Raw genomic sequence first — 22,869 nt, 5'->3', positions numbered from 1 at the left:
ATGATAGTCACAGCATATGGAGAGGAGCTGGAAAATGAGCATGGTCAAGGAAAACGCTAACAGTAATCAATCTACGATATGGTTCGACGAGCCAGCGAAAGAATGGAACGAATGTCTGCCCATTGGTAACGGTACGTTGGGGGGAATGATCTATGGCGGCATCACGAAGGAAGTTATTCAATTGAATGAGGACAGCTTATGGTATGGCGGGGCTACGGATCGGAACAATCCGGATGCTGCTGCACATCTGGGGAATATTCGTGACTTACTTATGGAGGGGCATCTTCAGGAAGCTGAACGTCTTGCATTGCTTGCCCTTTCGGGAGTTCCTGAATCCCAGCGTCACTATCTGCCTTTGGGTGACCTGACGTTAACCTTTCGAAATCCATTGCCAGGGAAGATTAATGCACCTCAGTCTTACCGCCGTGAGTTGAATCTGGAGGAAGGACATGTTGCGGTAACCTATATGCAAAACGGAATATCACATCGGCGGGAAATATTCACTAGTTATCCTGACAATGCAATGATGATTCATCTGACAGCTGATCAACCAGGAAGCATCCATGTGGATGTGCAGCTGTCCGGGGGTGTACGCAAACGTCATATGGATGGAATGATTCGCCTAAGAGACAACTCTATGGCGATGCATGGAAGTACAGGCGGGGGCGGAGTCGACTACGCGGCAGCCATACAGGTACAGACGGTTGGAGGTTCGGTACAGATTCTGGGGGAAACTTTGCTGGTGGGAAACGCGGATGAAGTCTTCATATCACTTACCGCGGCAACATCATTTCGCTACGATCAACCGCTAGAGGAATGTGATACGCGTCTGCAACAGCTTGCCAGGTATTCCATAGATACATTGAAAGAACGGCATCGGAAGGATTATCAGGCATTGTACCATCGGATGTCACTCCAGTTAGGTCCAGTAAATAAGGAATTGGAGCATCTGCCTACCAACGCGCGACTAGAACGTGTAAAGGCTGGTGAATCAGATCATGGGTTGGTGGGTCTGTATTTTCAATTCGGTCGCTATCTTCTCGTAGCGAGCAGTCGGCCCGGATCATTGCCCGCCAACTTGCAGGGTATATGGAATGAACATCTTACGCCGCCATGGGATAGTAAGTATACGATAAATATCAATACCCAGATGAACTATTGGCCAGCCGAATTATGCAACCTGTCTGAATGCCATGAACCTCTGTTCGATCTGATTGAACGGATGCGAGAGCCTGGGCGACACACGGCCAAAGTCATGTATGGATGTGAAGGGTTTGTCGCCCATCATAATACGGATATTTGGGCAGACACCGCTCCACAGGATACGTATATGCCAGCTACACACTGGCCGATGGGCGCGGCCTGGCTATGTCTTCATATGTGGGAGCATTATCTGTACAGTGGCGATTTGCCATTTCTGGGACGGGCTTATGAAACGATGAAGGAGTCTGCTGTCTTTTTCCTCGACTATCTGAGTGAACTTCCGGATGGGAGACTGGTGACGAGTCCGTCTGTTTCTCCAGAAAACACCTACATGCTACCGAGTGGGGAAAAGGGGACGTTATGTTATGGTCCGGCCATGGACAACCAGATTCTACACGAGTTATTTACAGGTTGTATCGAGGCGTCGATTCAATTGAACAAGGATCAGGAGTTCCGAAATCAGCTGGTTTCGGTTCGAGATCGCCTTCCCGGAATCGAGATCGGGAAGCATGGACAGATCATGGAATGGCTGGAGGATTACGAGGAAGCAGAACCGGGACACCGCCATATGTCCCATCTGTTTGCCCTGTATCCTGGTAATCGTATTACACCTACGAATACGCCAGAGCTTAGTCGTGCTGCACGTGTAACACTCGAACGTCGTCTGGAGAACGGGGGAGGTCACACCGGGTGGAGCCGGGCATGGTTGATTAATTTCTGGGCCCGGTTGCTTGATGGAGAACAAGTCTATCAAAATCTGATATCTCTGTTAAAACACTCTACGTTACCGAATCTGCTGGATAATCATCCGCCATTCCAGATTGATGGCAATTTTGGTGCGACAGCAGGTATTGCTGAAGCGTTATTGCAAAGTCACACCGGAACGTTGTCGATTCTCCCGGCTCTGCCTCCGGCGTGGTCTGAAGGGAAAGTAAAGGGGCTGAAAGCGCGTGGTGGCTATATCGTGGATATCGAATGGTTTGCAGACGGACGACTAGTTGCCTGCATTACCGCTACACAGACCGGGATGGCCAGTATTCTGGCACAGCAGATCAACGAGATCCGACAGCAGGGAGCTGGTACTAACCTTTCCGACGATATAAACACAAACGGCGAGCAGATAACGTTGGAACTGGAAGCAGGATACACTTATGAGCTGTTCGGTAGATACCGTAACTGATTACACTGGCCGATACGCATGATTACAATACGAGAACGAATCGATAACGGAGGGGTATAGATGAATATTAATTTTCAGGGAGAATCCAAACCATTAAATCATATATGGTCAGCTTGTGTCGGGGCAGGCAGAGCCAATGAAGGACTGCGTGCAGACTGGCAGAACCACTTGTTCAAAGCAGTGAAATATGGGGGATTCCGATACTTACGATTCCATGGTTTGCTTCACGATGATATGCATGTATACAAGATCGTTGATGGACAGGAAGTGTTCAATTTCCAGTATGTTGATGCACTATTTGATGCGATGCTGGACTTGGGGATACGTCCTTTTGTTGAATTTGGCTTTATGCCAAACGATCTGGCGTCCACGGAACGTACCCAATTTTGGTGGAAAGGTAATGTTTCACCTCCGAATGATTATGCCAAATGGGCGAAATTAATCTCAAAACTGGTTGAACACTGGACCCAGCGATATGGTCTGGAGGAAGTTAAGAACTGGTACTTCGAGGTCTGGAACGAGCCGAACCTGAGTGCATTCTGGGATGGAACGAAGGAGCAATATTTCAGGTTGTATCAAGTGTCTGTCGCAGCAATCAAGGCTATCGATGACCGTCTTCGCGTCGGTGGACCGGCTACGAGCAATTTTGTTCCGGATGCAAGGTTTGATGGTGAGTTAGAAGACATCTCCACCCATTTAACACTGGTAACGGAAGACTTAGACTCGCTGGAATGGAAAGGGGTATGGATTGAGGAATTCCTCGCTTTTTGTGAGCGAAAGAAACTGCCCATTGATTTTATATCAACTCATCCATACCCGACAGACTTTGCCCTGGATGGGCACGGTGAGTTTCAAGGAAGATCCAGACATGCCAGTTCTACTAAAGACGATATTGAATGGCTGAAACGTGTGATTGCAAGCAGCGCTTATCCAGATGTCGAAATCCATCTCACCGAATGGAGCAGCAGTCCTTCTTCGCGAGATTGTAGTCATGACTATTTGCCCGCAGCCGCGTATGTGGTCAAGACGAATCTCGAAGTGTCTGACCTGATCGACTCCTTGTCTTACTGGGTATTCACAGATGTCTTTGAAGAAGTTGGCGCAGGGCCGGCGGCTTTTCATGGCGGATTCGGAATGCTGAACTTGCAAGGTATACCGAAACCAACTTTCCATGCCTATTCGTTTCTGAATCAACTTGGAGAGCATGAACTTGCACGAAATGAAGGTACGGTGATTACTCGCACAGATAAAGGAGAACTTCGCGGGTTGTTTTACAATTATCCAGAAGACTATAAAGGGACGGTACCCATGTCCGTATATCCTGATCAGACCGTAGCGCAAACAGCACAGTCCTTCGGCAGCAGCAAAACGTTCAATCTGGTCGTGGAGCAAGTTACTCCGGGGGGGCAATATGTATTGAGAACCGTCGATCGCGACCATGGCGTTGCGGTGCAGTTGTGGAATGAGATGGGTAGTCCAAATTCCCCGAGCAGAGAGCAGACCGAACAGCTGATTGCCTATGCAAATCAATTGAACGAAAGGAAATTTACGGCTGATAGCAATGGTAGACTAACACTCGATTTTAACATCGGGCCTTGGGCTATTGCCTTATTGTCCGAAGAGGTGTAACGGCAAATATGTTTAAGGGAAGGAATTAGTAATCATGGTGAAAACGCAGGAAACCGGCTCTGTGCTGACATTGGCCAAAGATTGGGTAGAACGCGCGGTGGTGGGAACTGAACCGGGACAATATGCTGAAAGCGATTGGAAAACCATTGTCACACTGGTGGAGGCAGAAGAACAAACACAGCGTGACAAATCGACGATCCGGCATCTACTCGATGGAATGGACCAATTCCTGAGCAGGGTACATTGTTCGAACCGAGTCATCAATGAAGAGAATAACCTGCTTGAATTTTCAACGTATCGACGAGAGCTTATCCGTCTTGTATTCAAAGCCCGGGCGATACTTTTAATAGACGCAGAGCAATACACAGAAGGGGCAAAGGTAGCCCTGATGGATCAAATTACACGAGCAGAGGCGGCATTGAATGGGACGTATACGGCACCATTTGTCCGTAATCGCGCTTTTATTGAGCCACGACCGGATGAGGATATACAGGCAGTGACCGAACATTGTACGATGGCACCCAGCTACAACATGGGCACGTATGGGCTCAGACCTGCTATAGAATGGTACACCTATCAGCATATTATGGCAGACTGTTATGAGACGGAGAAGGTATATGCTTCTTCCATTGGATGTGTAAACGAGAGAACAGCAGATCTGTCACGGGGTGACCTCCCAGCCGTAGAATTGGAGCCAGGCAGCATCGCCTATTTGTCATTCGATTTACCTTCTCTAGATCAACGCAGGCTTCGTCATGCCCGTCTGCGACTTGTTAATCATCATACCGATGGGAAAAGCGTAGATCTGTATGCCTTAGAACATTCAAATCATCACTTCCAGACACTGGAGCAGTTGACATACCGCCAAATTGAACAACAACCGAAGATGCAGCCCTGTGCGGATCAGTATCTACGTTCGTTCCAACTAGGCTTCGCTGAAGGTTTCAGTTATGCCGATTTATCCGAGTATGTCATTCGTTCCATGGAGAAGGGAGGAAAGCTGCAGCTGGCACTGACCCTGGGAGAGGGAGAGCTACCTTGCGGATTTTACACCTGTAACCAATCGGAACAACAAAAAAGACCTCTGATTGAACTGTTCTGGGATGAGGTTCAGGAGGATGTTTGGCAGCAAAAAGTAAGAGAAATATGCCAGCGAGCGAAGCAAGTCCTGGCGAATGAAAAGCCCGGTAGCGAACTGGGACAGGTTGACCCCGAAGCTTATCAGCAAGTACAGCAGGAATTGTCCAATGCGGAATGCTTAGCCCGATCACAGCTAAAGACAGAAGAGGTGTCTGTGTCTGGCAGTGCACTGGTTCGTCTTCTCAACGCTATGCGTCATCTTAGGCACAGCCGGGTTTTACGAAGCGATTTGCACGGAAAGTGGAATTTATTTTTCACCACTCAGGGATTGACCGAACTTCGTGAAAAAACGGAACGCAATGACGAACTCAAACGTGAATTTCAGAAGGTCAGAGAATGGTCTGAACGGAGAAGTCTGGCTGATCTGCAATCGTACGCTTCCGTGATGCAGGACGAACCGGACTGGACTTTGCTGAATAAACAATTTGGCTTGTGGACTCGCTCGCGACTGCTTACCTTCACCCCGCCAGAAAATGCAGCATCGGCATCCCTTGCCTTCGTTCTTCCTTCAGAAGACAACGAGGAGCATTACAAACTGGGTCATGTCTGGATTGATCGTGTAAGCATTCTGCCTGCACATGATGCCAATTTGGAAATTGAAAATAGTGGATTCAATGAAGGGAAGCAGCTTCCGAAACACTGGGCGCCCGTGGCAATCAAGGGAAAACCAGTATTGCACTGGGAAGACCGCGAGGAATATGTGCAGGACGGCAGTCATTCCATTTATCTGGAAAACCCGACGTCAGAAGACGAGGGGGCCTGGATTTATGACAAGGATATCCCGTTGCAAGGGGGAGTGAACCATACGCTCACGTATTTTGCAAAGGTCGAAGGAAAGTTTAAAAAGGGTGTTCAGGCTGTGCTCACATTCAAGGATGCAGTCGGCAGAGAAGTGGGTTCTTTCCACGGCATTCATAACAAGAAATCACTACCGGGCAATCCAGAGCTTAAGCTTACGGTATCTTTTCAGGCGGATGCGCTGATGTATGCCATGACTGGCGAGCGGAGTTATGCTGAGAAAGTGAAACTCCAGATGTTATGGTTGCTTAATGATTACTGTCAGGGAGTGGAGTCCTGGCTTGTTCACAATGTACGTCCTGACGGGCTGGATGCATATGGCGCAGTACAGATCGGACGTGTCACTACGCTGATTGCCACCTCGTATTCACTGATCCGGGATGCGAATGTATTCTCACAAGAGGAATACGAACGGATGATGGCTCAACTGGATTATCTGATCCGTGATCTGATGGATCTGCGTGATCGAACAGAACTTGGAGCTTATCGCGCCCAGCAGGGAACCAGTAACTGGCATACAGACATGGCGGCAGGAGCGGCGATGCTCGCACTGGCATTTCCGGAGATGCCACATGCAAGACAATGGCTGGATAATGCTAGGTTAATCCTAAAGGGCCAGCTGGACTATCACATTAACGAGGATGGCTCCTGGCCAGAGTCAATCCGTTATCTGTTCGCTGTCATCCAGCGTTATGGTACATTCGCCAAGACACTTCGCCACATGACCGGAGAGAACTGGTTTCAAGGTACTCGGTTCAGCAGTACCTTCAAATATGCGTTGTCGGTACAAACGCCGCCCTATATGTTTTTTGACAACAAAATCAGCACACCCAACTTTGGAGATCACACGCTTGATAACGGAGGCGGTTTCGCGGTTCTTGGGCTGTATGTGGATGAGATCATCTCCTCTGATCCAGAACTTGGTGCACAGGTATATGAGACTTGGATAAGAGCTGGAAAGCCATTATGCGGATTCGGCGTGGAATCGAATATGCTGGAAAACTTCTTCATGCCATCTAGCATCGATACTTTGGCCTCAGATTCAAAAACACTACATTTGGTATCGCGAAGTTTCGAAGATATTGGCTTATATCTTTTCCGCCAGAACTTTAATCGTCCGGATGAAGGATATCTGTCGGTGATCTCAAGCCGGACACCCGTAGGGCATGGACACCATGACCAAGCTTCCTTTATCTGGTATGTAAATAGAATTCCGCTTGTGGTCGATCCAGGGGTAGAAAGTTATTTTGACAGCACATTTGCATGGTATAAAGGCTCCTCCTCTCATAGCGTAATCCAGTTCTGCCATAAAGGGCAATACGTCGATATGCCTCGAGTGAGCGAAGTCCAGCATCTACGTACTTCTGATCTGTTAGATGAGATAACGATACGTATTCAGAGTCCGACAGGTCCAGGCAGCCATACTCGTCATATTGCATATATGAAAAATGGACTGGATGCCTTGATTTTATGGGATGTGATCCGGAATGCGGAAGAAGGGACGAGAATGAATCTGCCTTTAGCAGCTAAGTCAACGTCCATTAAAGGTCAGCGTGCCTTATCCAGCGGGCATTACGGTATTGATTTAGAAACAATCAGTCTGCTTCCTCAGTGTGCTGATATCATCCAAGAGTGGGGAAGAAGTTATCCCATTGCACCATTGGTGGAAGGAAATTCACAGCTGAACTATCTGAGAATAAAAGCTGGACGCAATGAACCACTACTGACTGTTTTATTTGCTCATCCAACAGGTTGCGAAGGCCTGATAACTGAACCGATTCAGTGCTCGGAAAAGCATGCGTTAGCTTACCAGATCAGGAAATTGGATCGTGTAGAGGCCATATTAGTTGTCAACACGAGTGACGAATTTGTAACAACTGAGCTGAGGTATAAACACACGTTGATGGATACAAGAAATAAGGAGATCATTCCGGAAATAAAGAGCCAGATTAGGTTATCGCTCGATGGCGGACAACTGCGCGTATTGATTCCACATTCTAACACGTAAATTACAATCGCTAAAAACTGAAGTCATGTTAGGCGTAATAAAGCAATCACACAAGAAAGCTATTTTGCAGGACTGAATGTGTCAATTCTGCAAAATAGCCCTATGTTATATATTTAAGGTGCATGATGGAAGGATGGATCACGCATGTGCTATAAATATCATATCGGAATTGTTTTCTCCTGATGATCCAGAGCACCTGTCTATCCGAGCAAAGTTTATGGCATTGTAAACATAATGGTTATCTTACTTTTTGTCTTCTCTTTTATAAATGGAGCTCACAACGTCATACGCAAGCTTGGGCCTGCGATATTCATCCACAAGTCCTTTACTATTCCGTGTGCAGGAGCGAGTCAGCAACCACCCTTCGCCTTCAGTCACTCTGCAATCACTAAATTGCCATATAAACATGCCACAAATATCTGTTGATGCTTGATATGCATTTAAGCAATTGCGCAGGATGTCAGCTTGCCGTTCTTCTGAGCCTTTTTCCCGGTTATTACTTCGAAAGCCATAAAATCCATCTGCACCAAATTCACTCATGATAATGGGTTTGTCTGCGCCACCCAGTTTATTGGCCCACTGAATGGCTTCCAAAGCTAATTCCTCAGGCTTTTCGTCCGTATACCAACCGGGATAAAGATTAAATGATACAATTTCTGCAAGATCAAAACACAGTTCCTGATCTCTGTGATGAGATGCAAAAGAACGCGGGCGACTAGGATCTAATTCGCGAATGATGGTCAGTTGTTTGGCATAATGGACTTTGCCTTCCTCCGTATTGCTGGCACATTCATTTAATATAGCCCAAATGATGATGGAGGGATGATTAAAGTGTTGTTCGACCATTTCTCGAGTTACTTGCTCACTCTGCCACGCGAAATTGGGATTACGCATTTGTTCAAGACTCAATCCTCTAGCGTGGTTCTCTTCCCAAATCACAATCCCACGCTCGTCACATAAATCAAGGAACCTTTCGTCATACGGATAATGACTCGTCCGGACTGCATTGCATCCCATTTCTTCAATTAGATCCAAATCTCTTACCATGAGCGATAAAGGAAATGAACATCCCACCATGGGATGATCTTCGTGCCGATTAACACCTTTTAGCTTGAGTTCATGCCCATTTAAAAGTAACTGTCCGTTTGAAATATTAATTTCTCTAAATCCAACCCTGTCCACTAGGTCATCTACTAGTTGTTCATTTGTTATTAGTTTGGTTTGCAACTGGTAGAGACTTGGATTGTCAAGAGACCACTCCAACACATTCGGATACGATACTGTTTGGATAAGTTCTGCTTGTCCCCCAGGCCCAACCTCACAGCTTCCTAGAATAGATTTTATTCCCGCAAGTTCTCCAATAACCTGAACTTGTTGGGGAGATTGACTGATATTGCGAATCATCACTTTCCATCGTCCATTCCATTGATTTGCTTGGAGTAGGGGAGTAAACATAATATTTTCAATGTACAAATCGCTTATTTCTTCCAAAACAACAGGGCGAACAAGGCCACCATAAGTGTAATAGTCATTAGGGAAATGTAGCGCAGATGCCTCACTAAAGGAGTTGTCAACATACACTAAAATTTCATGTTCTCCAGCAATAGCATTGGGGATTATAACTTCGAATGAAGTATAAGCGTTGTAGTGGGTTTTAACAAATTCCCCATCAAAATAGACATGGGCCGTATGACTCACCCCTTTGAATTCCAACCGGATATGGGTCTGACTGGATACCGAAATTACTCTTCTATATACAGCTTTCCCTCTATAGGTGCCAAAATGAGGGTGACTCTCCCAGCATCCTGGAACAGGTAGCTTAAAAGGAAATTCTTTTGGTCGTTCGCCTATGGTATCTACGGGAGAAAACTCCCACAGACCTTCAAGTTCAGTGCTGATCCGAGTATGATGCGTATCAAAAAGTCTAATCATTTTTCAAAATCCTCCCATGTCGAATACAATGTGCGGTAATACATTTAAGTTAACGAATTGGGAAGAGGTTATCCATGGTCAATTCGATCTTAAGGATGTATAAATCGCTCCAAATTTGATTTTATTTATCTCAACAAACATTGTAGGATAGTCTGTGTAGGAGGTTGAACGAAATGTATAATCCCTTAGATTTGGTAGTTCGAATCGTATGGAGCTCACGGAAGCAGACACCGATGGATTGGTCGGATATTCGCAACAATACGTCTGTACATACCTTTTATTGGATTCATGAAGGTAAGGGAACATTCCATACTGAAGATCAAACTTATGAGGTGATTCAGGGAATGTTATTTTATATGGAACCTGGCGCACAGATGCATATGGAAAATTCTAAAGAGTCACCCTTGACCATTAGTATGATTTTGTTTGACTGTTGTGCGGTTTCATATCAAACACCAGAGTGGCAGTTACCTCAATCTATTCACAGGATGGACATTCCATTTTACAGCAGATATCATTCAGAGCGAGCCTTACGACTAGATCATGCTTTTAATGAAATCACGGAATCGTGGTTATTAGGAAATCACTATCGTGAGATGGAAAGTTGTGCTTTGCTATTGAAACTACTTGCTATATTGCACCGCCCGGATCATTTTTCTGAACCGGGAAACACAACTTCCATTATTTTTAAGATAAAAGAAGAACTAGAGACACGGTTTGAGGAACAATTATTCATCCGAGAAATAGCAAGCAAATATGCCATATCCGAATCTTATCTTCGTAAAATGTTTATGAGTCATATTGGACAATCTCCCAAGGAATACTTAACTGAGGTGAGGCTACGTCAGTCTGAACGTTATCTGACTTATACGAACTACACATTTAAAAGAATCGCAAGACAGTGCGGATATCATGATGAATATCATTTCAGCAAGGCTTTTCGCAATTGGAAAGGTGTATCACCATCCATGTTCCGAAAGAATGAGAAACGCTAGAAACGTAAAATTTTATAGAAGTGAAAAACTTATTTACAGGCAGAATCTCCAGTAACTATATCGCCATGGATACAAAAAGAAGTGCATCGGATAACCTTTCCCAATGGGGTCAGGGCAACCAATGCACATCTCAGGCGCAAAATACACATATAGAGGAGGCCTACATTTCTGGTGCTTATCTGCCAGCCGTGTAACCGCCATCAACAGGCAAGGCAACGCCTGTAATCTGACCTGCAAGATTTGAACACAAGAAAACAGCTGCGTTGGCTTGATCCTCGGCAGTTTGCAACTTACCGGTTGGAATTGTTGATTTAAACGATGCTGCTTGTTCTGGTGCATTGTCTAACCAGCTAAGAATTGGAGTCGCCGTCATTCCCGGACAAATAGCGTTGACACGAATACCTTTTTCAGCATATTCCATAGCTACACTTTTTGTAATTCCGTTTATTGCAAATTTAGTAGCAGAATAGATTGCTTGATTCTGACCGCCGATCAGACCAAAACCAGAAGATGTGTTAACAATTGCTCCGCCGCCCGTTTTCAACATAGCTTGAATTTCATGTTTGATGGCATAATAAGTTCCATACAAATTTATTTTGACCACACGGTCAAAGTCTTCCGTAGAAGAATCCGCCATGGGGGCCGGGGGCAGTGTGATTCCAGCATTATTGTGAGCAAAATCCAGTTGTCCAAATTCCGATACTGTTGTCTGTACAAGTCTGATAATATCTCCTTCAACAGCTACATTTGTTCTAACAAAGCTTGCAACGCCTCCAAAGTCATTAATTAGTTGTACAGTTTCAAGACCTGCCTCTTTGTTGATATCAGCTACCATTACCTTTGCACCTGCTTGAGCAAATGCAATTGCACTAGCTCGGCCAATACCTGAGCCTGCTCCCGTTACGAACCCTGCCTTTTTTTCCATTAAGTTATACATTGTTATCCTCCTGCAACATGTTAATTTTTGTGTTGAATTCTTTATGTCTGGGAAAATCCTTTTCTTAGGTTGAATAACGCTGTGTTGTGTGCTTATAATTTTTAAGCAAATGAAATTCTTTATTGTACACAGATTAATCTTTGTCCATTATTAACTTGATTTTCCCAACAATTAAATTCATAATTCTGTCACATGTCAATTATAAAAGCATAAAAATTAAATTAATATAAGCAGAGTTTGTCCAATTTGTAGGATAACCTACAGATGGCACTTCATTTGTTGGATTAGAGAAAGGTGTTACGAAATGAAAACGGAACAAGATCTAAGAGTACTTAAAACACTCGAACACATAAAAAGTGGATTTTCGTTATGTGTCAGTCAAAAAACATTTAAATCAATCACAATTAAAGACATTTCAACTGCTGCGAAAGTCAATCGCTCGACATTTTATACATACTACACCGACAAGTACCATCTTCGTGATGAACTAGTTAAAGCGACTCTTCAAGACCTTGATCGTGCTATTGACCTGACGTTTATTACGTTTGACGATCAAAGTTCCTCCCAGACTCGTAGTGTTATAGTCCAGCATCTTGAGCATTTATGGAGTCAGAAAGAATGGTATCTTCTTTTGTGGAATAAAAATCTGGAACTTTATGTTTTTGAGGATATGCAGTCCTTACTGGAGAATAAAATTCGGAACATATTTACCCAAGAAGATAAGGACGAATTCTCAGAAAGAAAGGAACTTTTTGCGCGTTTGTACGCCTCCACAACGATGAGCATTTTAAAATGGTGGTATGAAGTAGCTCCGACCACTTCTGCAGCCAAAGTAGCTGACATTATTTATAATCATTGGGAATTAGGAATGCATCGGACATTTTTCTAAAGGGATGAAGACTGATTGCTTTTAATGAATTGGGAATTTGAGGTATGGGAAGGGGGGGCGATATATAGGAATGGCACCTATGTAATTTCAACTAATTGAAGGAACACAGCAGCGAAAAGCTAAAACGCATTTAAGTAAGTAAAATTGATGACCACAATTGAAACCGTTATCAATTGAGGAGAGGTGAGTGAATGAATTTTGCCGTGGTAAGAAAATGGTTGAATAATAGACCGCTATTCTTTCGTTTAGTGATTCCCTATATTGCTGTTGTTATCTTACTGGCTTCCTGCCTCGGTTTTACCTATAGTAAATCGTTAAAGATCGTTAAAAAAGATATTTTGTATGCCAACGATATGGCTCTTGAACAAACTAGGCGAACGCTAGAGATTCGTATTTCCGAGATGGAGCAGACAATGTGGGATATCGTTTCGCTTCCCTCCGTTCGTCGAGCGTTGATTATTCGCGAACCTTTCGAGCAGGCCAACCCATACCGTTTTAAAAGTGTCAGCAGTTCGCTGAAGCAATTATCTTTGAGTAATGACTTCATTCTGGATTATTTTGTGCTTTTCAAGCGTAGTAGTATGGCTGTAAACAGTGATAAAATTTATACCTTTCCACAATTGTACGAATTATACTTCCAATACGATGAGGGTTCGCGGGATCATTGGCAGGACCGATTCTTTCAACTGAACGGAAACTTCCAGCCTGCTATGCAATTGACCTTGGCTGGGAAAACTGTCTCTGGCATACCCTTCATTCGCCCAATGGGCAACGGGAGGGAAGTCCATGGGGCTCTGCTAGTTCTTATGGATAATCGGAAAATTCATGAGCTACTGGGCAGCATGCAGTTATCGGAAGGCAGCCTGTCTTATATTGCAGATCAGAAGGGGCAGATCATCAGTTACGTGTCCGGTACCGGTGTGGAAGGCCTTGTTCCGTCCGTGGTCAAAGATGTAAATCTTAAGGATATGATCACAGCATCCACCACGTCTCATCAACTCGGCTGGACCTTTGTAACTGCTCATCCCCAAGCGATTGTCGCCGAGCGTTCTCTTGAAATTACACAGTCCATTCTCTACGTGTTACTGATCTTTGTATTCCTAGGACTTGTTATCTCCATCGGACTGGCACATCGCCACAGCCTTTCCCTACACAGGCTGACCCGCCACTTTACCGAACAGAGCGAACCCAAACTGTTTTTCGGGAATGCATATAGTTGGATTGAGCAAAAGGTAGGCGGCTTGTCAGAACGTCAGCATATTATGGAGAAGTTGCACAAGGAGCAGCTTCCTATCCTTCAAACCACTTTTTATGAACAGCTGCTTAAAGGGTACTTCAGTTCTGAGGACCATCTTCAATCACTTATGAAACATGCGGGGCTCGAATTCGACAGTACCGGTTATCTTGTAATCACCATTCATTTCACAGGATATGGAGATGGCGTTGATGCGGATATATTGAGGGAAGTCGAGGGCAAAAAAATAATTGTCAAAGAGGCACTGCGCTTCAGCGATGCCGCAAAGAGCATCCACGTGCACGATTGGGATACATATCATCTGTCCATCATTTACTGTTGTGGGGACGAAGAAATTCAAGATCTTCGTTTAGTGGAACAAATTCTACTTCATATTTTAGGAAATCATTCTCTCTACCTGGAAGAAGAGCTGGATGTGGTTGTCACCGCGAGCAGTATGGTAACAAATCTATGGGAGCTTCCACATGCGTATCAGGAGGCTATGACAGCATTTCGCCAGTATGTTTGGGACCCACGCCATCGTTTTGTTTGGTACGACGGCCAGCCTGAAAACCAGTCATTTGCATACTATCCTCCCGAACTCGAAGCGATGCTTGTCCAATGCACATTGACGGGGGACATAGAACGAATGCAGGACTTGCTGCACGGTCTGTATCAAGAAAATATGGTAAACCGCAAACTGAGCTTGTCCATGCTGCAATTGTTCCTCAATGAACTTCTTGGCACGTTGGCTAAAGTGTTGATCGAATTGAAAAATATGCAAACCAGTCCGGAAGAATATGTTCAGATTCGTTGTGTCAGAGATGCTGTTGACTATTATGGACAAATTCATGACCGTTTCCTGTCGCTCGGTTCGCTCATTCACCTAAATAAACGGAGCCATAACATAGAATTGCGCGATCGATTGACTGCCTTTATTCAGAAGAACGCCTTCGATTCCGATCTTAGTGCCTCCAAGGTAGCCAGGGAATTCAACATATCATCGGCATATTTTTCACAATTTTTCAAGGAACAGGTAGGAAGCAATTTTTCCACATATCTGGAGCAACTGCGCATAGCCCGCGCCAAGGAGCTTTTGAATGGAACGGATAGCAACGTCCAAGAAATAGCCGTTTCCATCGGTTATAATTCTTCGAATTCCTTCATTCGAGCCTTTAAGCGGAGTGAAGGAAGAACACCTTCAGAGTACCGCCAAGCGTAATAGAGGCAAATCTACAGCACAGATAGAGTGCAAATATAGACTAGCAACGAAGCTGCGGAAGATTTCACATTATGATAAAAAAACTTGGCGCACATGCAGAGTGCCAAGTTTTTTTATATATAATTCGTTGTTAGAAGAACTAAATTATGTAAATCTTAAAGATTGCACATGAATCTGAAAAATGAAACTTTACGAAATTAAGCGTTTTCATTATGTTTGTTGTGTATTCGCTGCATAACCAAATATGGCATAAGGGGGGAGAAAATGAATGCAGAAGCCGCAAGTACAGGTTACAACCAGACCACCAAAAGAGATGACTGAATCCGGGCATCGTGGGAGACCCTGGATCAAAAGTTGGCAATTGTACAGCTTATTGATTTTTCCTTTAGCGTACCTGATTATTTTCAAGTATGTCCCTATGTATGGAACGCTAATTGCATTCAAAAATTATGTTCCAACCAAAGGAATATGGGGAAGTGATTGGGTTGGCCTGCTGCATTTCGAACGTTTTTTAAACTCGTATCAATTTGTAAGAATACTGAAAAATACGCTCTCCTTGGCGCTGTATGAATTGGCGGTGGGATTCCCATTGCCGATTCTGCTGGCGCTGGGACTTAACTATGTCCGAAACACGTTTTTCAAAAAGAGTGTACAGATGATAACCTATGCTCCGCACTTTATATCAGTTGTGGTACTCGTCGGAATTACAATGCAATTTTTGCAGCCTGGAACCGGAGCGTTAAACGTTATTTTAGGTTTTTTTGGGGTTGATTCTGTTCACTTTATGGCCAAACCAGAATATTTCAAAACGATCTACGTATTGTCCGGCTTATGGCAAAATATTGGTTTTTCCTGCATTATTTATCTGGCTGCCTTGTCAGCCATCGATCCCACGCTTCATGAGGCCGCATTGATGGACGGAGCCTCAAAAGTAAGACGAATGTGGCATGTGGATCTGCCAGGCATCATCCCAGTCATTACCGTTCTCTTTATTTTGCAAATGGGTAATTTCATGGATTTGGGATTTGAGAAGGTGCTTTTAATGCAAAATCCACTAAATATGCGTACATCCGAAATTATTGATACGTACGTGTACAATATCGGTCTTAAAGGAGCTGTTCCGCAGTATTCGGCAGCGGCGGCCATCGGTTTATTTAAAAATGTGGTTGCGCTTATTCTGCTTGTCATTGCGAATAGGATGGCACGACGTACAGGCAACAGTCTGTGGTAAGCATAGGGGAGGGAGAACGATGTCAAACATATCCATTCGCAAAAGTAAAGGAGATCTCATCTTTGACATAATCAATCACAGTGTGTTGATCATCCTGCTTCTGGCTGTGCTCTATCCTCTGGTGTATATCGTCAGCGCATCATTTAGTGCAAGCGAATCGGTTGTATCCGGAAAGGTCTGGTTATGGCCTGTCAAACCAACATTGGACGGATACAAGGCTGTTTTTGCAAACGGTATGATCTGGACAGGATTTATGAATTCATTGGTTTATGCGGTTGCAGGTACTTTTATCAATGTGATGTTTACGATATTGGCGGCGTATCCGTTATCCCGTCATGACTTAAAAGGCAGAGGCATATTTACTTTTCTGTTTGTGTTCACAATGATGTTTTCCGGGGGGCTGATCCCCACGTATCTCGTTGTCCGGGACTTAGGGTTGCTTGATACCCGGTTGGCGCTGATTTTGCCTGCGGCCCTGTCAGTCTGGAACATGCTCATTACGAGAACGTATTTTCAGACAACCATATCCAGAGAACTTCTGGAAGCAGGACAGATGGATGGATGCAATGACTACAAGTTTTTATTGAAAATTGTTCTGCCCTTATCCGGTCCGATTGTAGCGGTCATCTCGTTGTTTTATGCGGTCGGCCACTGGAATCAGTATTTCAGTGCGATGATCTATTTGCGCGATCCACAACTGTTTCCGTTGCAATTAGTGCTGCGAGACATCCTGATCCAGAATCAGATTGATTTTTCCACCATGAGTAGCACAGAGGAGCTCGTCAAGCGAGAAGGGATTCGAGAATTGCTGAAATATTCGCTTATCGTGGTATCTACGTTGCCACTTATGGTTGTGTATCCTTTTGTGCAGAGGTATTTTGTCAAAGGTATGATGATCGGTTCATTAAAAGGCTGAAGCATAACGTTTTGCGCTTTTGCCCTGATATACATTCCATCAGGAATCGGAAGAGAGGGGTCAGAGGATGAGAAGAAATGTACTGTTGCTCTGGATGTTAATGTTGGTTTTCGTCTTCCTTACAAGCGCTTGCTCACCTGCCGGGAACAATACTGAGTCCTCGCAGAACGAGGGAATTGTAACTGTTGAGGACAATATGACCGAACCAGGAAGTTTTCCTATCGTCAAAGAAAAAGTGACGCTCAAGGTACTTATCCGCGGAGCATCGGGGGTTGATTTTGATACAAATACATTTACAAAATGGTACGAAGAAAAAACCAATGTACACATTCAATTTGAGGTTGCTCCCGAGAATGGCTTCGAAGAGACGCTTAATCTAGCCCTTGCCAGTGGCAACTATCCGGATATGATTATCGGCATGGAGATCAAGCCAGCTACCGAGATGTTATATGGAAAATCCGGTACATTTTTGCCTCTAAACGATATGATTGAAAAATATGGCGTCAACATGAAGAAGATCTTTGATGAAAAACCGTTAGTGCAGCAAGTCATTACTGCTCCTGACGGGAATATTTACAGCGTTCCAGACATCGGGGAATGTTTTCATTGTGATTATGCCAAACGGATGTGGATCAACAAAACATGGCTGGATAATCTGGGCCTTAAAATGCCAACGACAACTGAAGAATATTATAACGTGTTGAAAGCTTTTAAGACACAAGACCCCAATGGAAACGGGAAAGCCGACGAAATTCCACTTGCGGGCGCTGTTGGAGGATGGAATACCGAAATTGAAGGTTTCCTGATGAACTCTTTTATTTATAACCCAATGGGAAGTACCCAGACAGGTATGATGCTGGATCAAGGCAAGGTTGTCGCTGCTTTCATACAAGACCCATGGAAAGAAGGATTGGCTTACATGAAGCGCCTATATTCGGAGGGATTGATTGCTCCAGAAACGTTTACGCAGGATAATGCGCAGTACAGACAGATGGGTGAGGGAGGAGATGCTCCTAGAGTTGGAAGCTGTCCTGGCGGTTTATATGGTTGCACAGCATACGGGCAGGAGCGATATAAAGAGTACGTTGCTCTTCCACCCCTAGCTGGCCCTGACGGGACGCGCATCGCATGGACGAATCCGTATGAAGGAATCACTTCGGGACGCATCGTGATTACAAACAACTCCAAATATCCTGAAGTTGCGTTCCGATGGGCAGATGGCCTATTAGATGGAGGTGAGGTCAGTCTTCGCTCAGACACAGGAACGATGGGCGAGTATTGGGACTGGGCTGAAGAGGGAACGGGAATCAATGGCAAGCCAGCAGTCTGGGAGAAATTAAAGGAAAAAACGGCAGACAGCAATGTTGGCTGGCAGACCCGTGCACCTCGTTACTATCCAGCAGATCTACGACTCGGAGAAAAACGAAACGACGAATTTCCACTGGAGGTTATCCTCTTTGAGGCTGCTAAGCAATACGAACCTTACAAAGCTGACAGCAGTCTAGTCATTCCTCCACTGTTTTATGACGAAGAGCAGGCTGCCGAACTGGTGAATCTGGAGAAGACCATTATTGATTATAAAAAAGAAATGCTAGCCAGATTCATCACCGGGGATGCTGACTTGGAAAGCGAATGGGGCACTTATCTAGATACAATGAACCAAATGGGGTTGGAACGTTACGCACAAATTATTCAGGAAGCATATGATGCCAGTCAGAAATAAGATCAAGATAATATTGCCTTAGATGGTAAAGAGCGAGCTATGGACATGTACAATTCCATGGCTCGCTCTTATATAGATAAATTTATGTATTGTTCGACAAAAAAAGTGTTTTATAGACAAAGGAGTACAGTATATGAGGTTGAATATAAAATATAGTGCTCAAAATACAAATTTTGGAGGATTGTTGCACTTGTATTCACCGATTAATAAGATAAAAAATGAAATGGGTAGGAATAGATTTTTTGTATTTAGTAGAAGGTTAAATAGAGAGGTTAGACTATACAATTCACTTCAATATGATCACTGGGTTCTGACGGAATCCGATATTTCCGTAATGAGTTACTGTGAAAGACCGTTGAAAATAAATGTATCTATTGCAGGTAAAGTTGTCGAAACAGTTTTTGATATGTGGATTAAATCAGAAAGTGAAGAAAAGTTTGTGTTTATACGTTACTCCTATGAAATAGATCCGGATAACAAACGTTCAAGCGAACAAGCAATTAATGAAATGTATGCTCAAAAAATATGGTGCGCAGATAATAACAAGACACATTGTGTTCTAACAGAAGAAGATATACGACAAAATCCCACTATTATTACAAATAAAAAAACGTTGATTCCATTTTTCACTCCACTTTCTGAAATAAAACCAGAAGTATATGAGCTGATTTATAGATCAGCTTTTAACGGCCCTATGACAATTCGTGATTTAGAAAAATCTATTCAATCTAAATATCATCCTGTCATAATTAGGAATTCTATATTTGCATTAATCCTCCATGAGATACTTACTTTTAATAAAGAACAGGATTTACTCTGTGGATTGACGGAGGTGCAGTTGAATGTCGAGAAGACGTATCTTAGATAGTATAAATATTGATCCGAAACATAAAGACATCTCAAAATGGCCAATTGTTAATATCATGCAACTTCAACCTGAAGATAGAGAGATATTCAAAAAACGAGAAGCTGCAGTGAACCTATACATGCTTCACGAAGAAGTAACTTTAGAAAAAATCACAGAACAAACAGGCGTAAGTAAAAAAGAATTAATTATTTTCATAAAGAAGTGTTTAGAATTTGATCCAATAACTGAAGCTATCTGGGGATTTAGAGCATTAATCCCTCATAAGAGAACCAAAAAGTATGATAGAAGTGCAACCACAACTTTTCTCCCACAACAGGAACAGCCCAAATTAAGTGGGGCCTTCAATCAACTCCTTGAACAATATCCAGAAATTAGAGAGAAGATCACTTCAGCATATTTAAGACGAAAAGGAAAAAATTCTACAATGCCCACAATCTCGACTGATGGGATCCATAGATTATTCCTAAGTTTGTGCAAAAAGAATGGTATAGGAATACATGACTATCCGTTTAATACAAATGATAAAGGATATCGATCATTATACCGTTTCTTTAAAAAAATTGAGAATAATCATTTTTCAGAAGGTGCAAAGCGTTACGGAATTGAAGCAGCCAGGCAATCACGGATGGGAACATCTCCAAAACATGAATTGATATTACAAAAGCCTTTTCAACGCGTTCAGTTTGATGGGCATAAGATTGATGCGATGTTTACTATCACATTTAAAACCCCTGAAGGAGACTTATTTACAGAAGTTGTGGAGCGGGTATGGCTTCTTGTAATAGTTGATGTAGCAACTCGAGCAATATTAGGTCATCACCTCTGTGTAAATAAAGAATATAACAAAGACGATGTTTTGCATTGTATTCGCAATACAGTAACCCCTTATGAAAAAAGAAAATTCTCGATACCTGGTATCGATTATGATCCTAAAGGTGGTATACCTTCGGCTGAAATTCCAGAAACGGCATGGGCTCTTTGGGATGAATTCAGCTATGACAACGGTAAAGCAAATTTATCAAATATCGTAACCGATCGTCTTTATGAAGTAGTTCGTTGTACTCTAAAGCCTGGGCCGGTCGAGGCTCCAGAAGTAAGAGGCATTATTGAAAGATTATTCCGTTCCCTTGAAGTGCTTGGATACCATAAATTAGTGAGTACCACTGGAAGCAATCCTTCTGATCCTCTTCGTAAAAATCCAGAACAACAAGCAAAAAAGTTTGATATTTCTTTATCAGAACTAGAGGAGCTAACTCATATTCTAGTTTCTGATTATAATGGTATTCCCCATAGTGGAATTAGAAACTTTTCTCCTCTTCAATTGATGAAACAACGAATTGAAAGAGGGATGGAACCAAGAGTACTTGAACCAGAAAAAAGAAAAGACGCCATTTTTTTTATGATTCAAACTAAAAGAAGAGTGAGTGGGAATATAGAAAAAGGAAAACGACCATTCATAAATTATGAAGGGGTTCGATATCAAAGCGATATTCTTAGTAATAGTCCTCACCTGATCGGCACGGAATTAACAATTGTGGTAAACGTTGATGATATACGAACAGTAAAAGTATTTTTGAGTGATGGTAGTGAGTTTGGATACCTTACTGCATATGGCATTTGGGGGATAACACCTCATTCATTACGAACAAGGAAGGCTATAAATAAATTAAAGAATGAAAGGAAAATATTCTTTACTACTTATCAAGATCCATTTCAAATCTACTATGAGTATAAAGCATCTAAAGCTAAGACTGGAAAGAGAGAACGAAATCATATCGCACAATTACAAAGGGAACTAAACAAAGCCGAAGCAGCATCTACAAATAAGCATGAAAAAGAAGAAGAGCAATTCTTTGCTCCAGATGTCCAGTCAACAGGGGATGTAAACAGTTTATTTATTGAAGAAGACGATGACGATGATCGAATTTTTCGAACTTACAACTTTTGAAAGGAAGATTTCTGATGAATATCGATGTTTCAGATATAAACAGGCCATATGTACCCCCAAAGACTCATCCCATCGAAACTGGAATTTACTTCATAGGCACTAAAGAAGTGAGAAGAATGTACAAAAATATTAAGCAATGGATTGAAAACCGAGCACCAGGCGGAATAGCCTATGGCAGACCTAGATTAGGTAAGACTTGGGCTATCGACTACTTAACAAAGGAACTACCAATAGATTTTGGTGAGAAGCTTCCTATTCTAAAATTTAAATGTGAGCAAAATTCAAGAATTAATGAAACCACTTTCTATGAAGAATTATTGGTACAGTTTGGACACGGAATCCCTTTCTCAGGAAGAAAAACTATGAAAGCTGAAAGATTAAAAAAATATCTTCAAGAGATAATCGAGAGTTCAGGAAGTAAAAGGTTAATTCTATTTATTGATGATGCCCAGCGTCTTGTTCCAGTTCAATACAATATTTTAATGGATATTTATAATTATTTGAAAGAATTCGGAATTAGCATGACAGTTATCTTAGTTGGCCAAGAAGAATTAAAGCATGTTAGATCAGGTTTTATTGCTTCAAAAATGGGACAAATTGTTGGTCGCTTTATGGTTCATGAGTACAAATTCTCAGGCGTAAGAACAAAAGATGAGCTACAAACCTGTTTAGTCGGTTATGACTCTTTATCTGAATACCCTACAAATAGTGGTTGGTCCTACACTAGATTCTTCTTTCCGGAAGCATATGAGCAAGGATTTCGTTTAGAATCATCCACAGAGGAGCTATTTTCTACTATATCCAATATTAGAAAAGAAAAAGGAATTACTAAACCTTTAGAGATACCGATGCAATATTTAACGCTTACTATAGAATATGCTTTTAAAAAATACGGTGTCTTAGGTAAAAATGTTGACCATTTGACGTCTAGCCATTGGTTAGACTCATTAGGTAAGTCGGGTTATATCGAAAATGAGCTATACAACGACTTAATTTAGATATATCAGTTCGATTTG

14 protein-coding genes are annotated in these 22,869 nt (G+C 42.9%); 12 read left to right on the top strand and 2 right to left on the bottom strand.

Translation table 11 applies throughout. The annotated features are described in order from the left end of the window. Positions 1-34 precede the first annotated feature (34 nt). The 3 genes from BMY78_RS11835 to BMY78_RS11825 are packed head-to-tail and all read left to right on the top strand — an operon-like array spanning position 35 to position 7,958. Positions 35-2,383: a glycoside hydrolase family 95 protein gene (locus tag BMY78_RS11835; RefSeq protein WP_090898460.1), complete on the top strand. Its 2,349-nt coding sequence runs from the start codon at positions 35-37 to the stop codon at positions 2,381-2,383. Between the two features lie 60 nt (positions 2,384-2,443). Beyond that, positions 2,444-4,012: a GH39 family glycosyl hydrolase gene (locus BMY78_RS11830; protein WP_090898458.1), complete on the top strand. Its 1,569-nt coding sequence runs from the start codon at positions 2,444-2,446 to the stop codon at positions 4,010-4,012. Between the two features lie 34 nt (positions 4,013-4,046). Further along, a complete protein-coding gene (locus BMY78_RS11825) occupies positions 4,047-7,958 on the top strand; it encodes a heparinase II/III domain-containing protein (protein WP_090898455.1) in 3,912 nt (1,303 codons plus the stop codon). A 243-nt stretch (positions 7,959-8,201) separates the two neighbouring features. Here the strand turns inward: BMY78_RS11825 and BMY78_RS11820 are convergent, their stop codons facing one another. After that, positions 8,202-9,890: a glycoside hydrolase family 2 protein gene (locus BMY78_RS11820; protein ID WP_090898452.1), complete on the bottom strand. Its 1,689-nt coding sequence runs from the start codon at positions 9,888-9,890 to the stop codon at positions 8,202-8,204. Positions 9,891-10,063: 173 nt separating this feature from the next. On the opposite strand from BMY78_RS11820, the gene BMY78_RS11815 reads away from it, so the two are divergent. Continuing rightward, entirely contained in the window at positions 10,064-10,885 is an 822-nt protein-coding gene (locus tag BMY78_RS11815) for an AraC family transcriptional regulator (RefSeq protein WP_090898449.1), read from the top strand. 175 nt (positions 10,886-11,060) lie between these two features. On the opposite strand, the gene BMY78_RS11810 is transcribed toward BMY78_RS11815, so the two are convergent. After that, a complete protein-coding gene (locus tag BMY78_RS11810; RefSeq protein WP_090898446.1) occupies positions 11,061-11,822 on the bottom strand; it encodes an SDR family NAD(P)-dependent oxidoreductase in 762 nt (253 codons plus the stop codon). A gap of 304 nt (positions 11,823-12,126) precedes the next feature. Between BMY78_RS11810 and BMY78_RS11805 the strand changes: the two genes are divergently transcribed. From BMY78_RS11805 to BMY78_RS11770, 8 genes are all read left to right on the top strand, one after another. Next, positions 12,127-12,711, top strand: coding sequence for a TetR/AcrR family transcriptional regulator (locus BMY78_RS11805; RefSeq protein WP_090898443.1), 585 nt, complete (start codon positions 12,127-12,129; stop codon positions 12,709-12,711). Positions 12,712-12,902: 191 nt separating this feature from the next. Beyond that, entirely contained in the window at positions 12,903-15,167 is a 2,265-nt protein-coding gene (locus tag BMY78_RS11800; RefSeq protein ID WP_090898440.1) for an AraC family transcriptional regulator, read from the top strand. Positions 15,168-15,435: 268 nt separating this feature from the next. After that, a complete protein-coding gene (locus BMY78_RS11795) occupies positions 15,436-16,398 on the top strand; it encodes an ABC transporter permease (RefSeq protein WP_090898437.1) in 963 nt (320 codons plus the stop codon). A 19-nt stretch (positions 16,399-16,417) separates the two neighbouring features. Then, positions 16,418-17,314, top strand: a complete 897-nt coding sequence (locus BMY78_RS11790; protein ID WP_090898431.1) for a carbohydrate ABC transporter permease — start codon at positions 16,418-16,420, stop codon at positions 17,312-17,314. A gap of 67 nt (positions 17,315-17,381) precedes the next feature. Then, on the top strand, positions 17,382-19,037 hold the full coding sequence (locus BMY78_RS11785) for an ABC transporter substrate-binding protein (RefSeq protein ID WP_090898428.1): 1,656 nt from the start codon (positions 17,382-17,384) through the stop codon (positions 19,035-19,037). 133 nt (positions 19,038-19,170) lie between these two features. Further along, complete coding sequence (locus BMY78_RS11780) at positions 19,171-19,905, top strand: hypothetical protein (RefSeq protein ID WP_090898425.1); 735 nt, start codon at positions 19,171-19,173, stop codon at positions 19,903-19,905. Beyond that, positions 19,880-21,853, top strand: coding sequence for a hypothetical protein (locus tag BMY78_RS11775; RefSeq protein WP_090898422.1), 1,974 nt, complete (start codon positions 19,880-19,882; stop codon positions 21,851-21,853). Before BMY78_RS11780 ends, BMY78_RS11775 begins: the two co-directional genes overlap by 26 nt. Positions 21,854-21,867: 14 nt before the next feature. Continuing rightward, complete coding sequence (locus BMY78_RS11770; RefSeq protein WP_063563841.1) at positions 21,868-22,851, top strand: ATP-binding protein; 984 nt, start codon at positions 21,868-21,870, stop codon at positions 22,849-22,851. The last annotated feature ends 18 nt before the right edge of the window (positions 22,852-22,869 follow it).

Origin of the sequence: Paenibacillus sp. OK076, assembly GCF_900110055.1 — a bacterium.
Classification (GTDB): Bacteria; Bacillota; Bacilli; order Paenibacillales; family Paenibacillaceae; genus Paenibacillus.
This window is presented reverse-complemented; position numbering and strand designations above follow the sequence as displayed.

Coding starts and splice junctions, on each gene's coding strand:
- BMY78_RS11835 (WP_090898460.1), top strand. CDS start 35: ATGAGCATGGTCAAGGAAAACGCTAACAGTAATCAATCTACGATATGG.
- BMY78_RS11830 (WP_090898458.1), top strand. CDS start 2,444: ATGAATATTAATTTTCAGGGAGAATCCAAACCATTAAATCATATATGG.
- BMY78_RS11825 (WP_090898455.1), top strand. CDS start 4,047: ATGGTGAAAACGCAGGAAACCGGCTCTGTGCTGACATTGGCCAAAGAT.
- BMY78_RS11820 (WP_090898452.1), bottom strand. CDS start 9,890: ATGATTAGACTTTTTGATACGCATCATACTCGGATCAGCACTGAACTT.
- BMY78_RS11815 (WP_090898449.1), top strand. CDS start 10,064: ATGTATAATCCCTTAGATTTGGTAGTTCGAATCGTATGGAGCTCACGG.
- BMY78_RS11810 (WP_090898446.1), bottom strand. CDS start 11,822: ATGTATAACTTAATGGAAAAAAAGGCAGGGTTCGTAACGGGAGCAGGC.
- BMY78_RS11805 (WP_090898443.1), top strand. CDS start 12,127: ATGAAAACGGAACAAGATCTAAGAGTACTTAAAACACTCGAACACATA.
- BMY78_RS11800 (WP_090898440.1), top strand. CDS start 12,903: ATGAATTTTGCCGTGGTAAGAAAATGGTTGAATAATAGACCGCTATTC.
- BMY78_RS11795 (WP_090898437.1), top strand. CDS start 15,436: ATGCAGAAGCCGCAAGTACAGGTTACAACCAGACCACCAAAAGAGATG.
- BMY78_RS11790 (WP_090898431.1), top strand. CDS start 16,418: ATGTCAAACATATCCATTCGCAAAAGTAAAGGAGATCTCATCTTTGAC.
- BMY78_RS11785 (WP_090898428.1), top strand. CDS start 17,382: ATGAGAAGAAATGTACTGTTGCTCTGGATGTTAATGTTGGTTTTCGTC.
- BMY78_RS11780 (WP_090898425.1), top strand. CDS start 19,171: ATGAGGTTGAATATAAAATATAGTGCTCAAAATACAAATTTTGGAGGA.
- BMY78_RS11775 (WP_090898422.1), top strand. CDS start 19,880: ATGTCGAGAAGACGTATCTTAGATAGTATAAATATTGATCCGAAACAT.
- BMY78_RS11770 (WP_063563841.1), top strand. CDS start 21,868: ATGAATATCGATGTTTCAGATATAAACAGGCCATATGTACCCCCAAAG.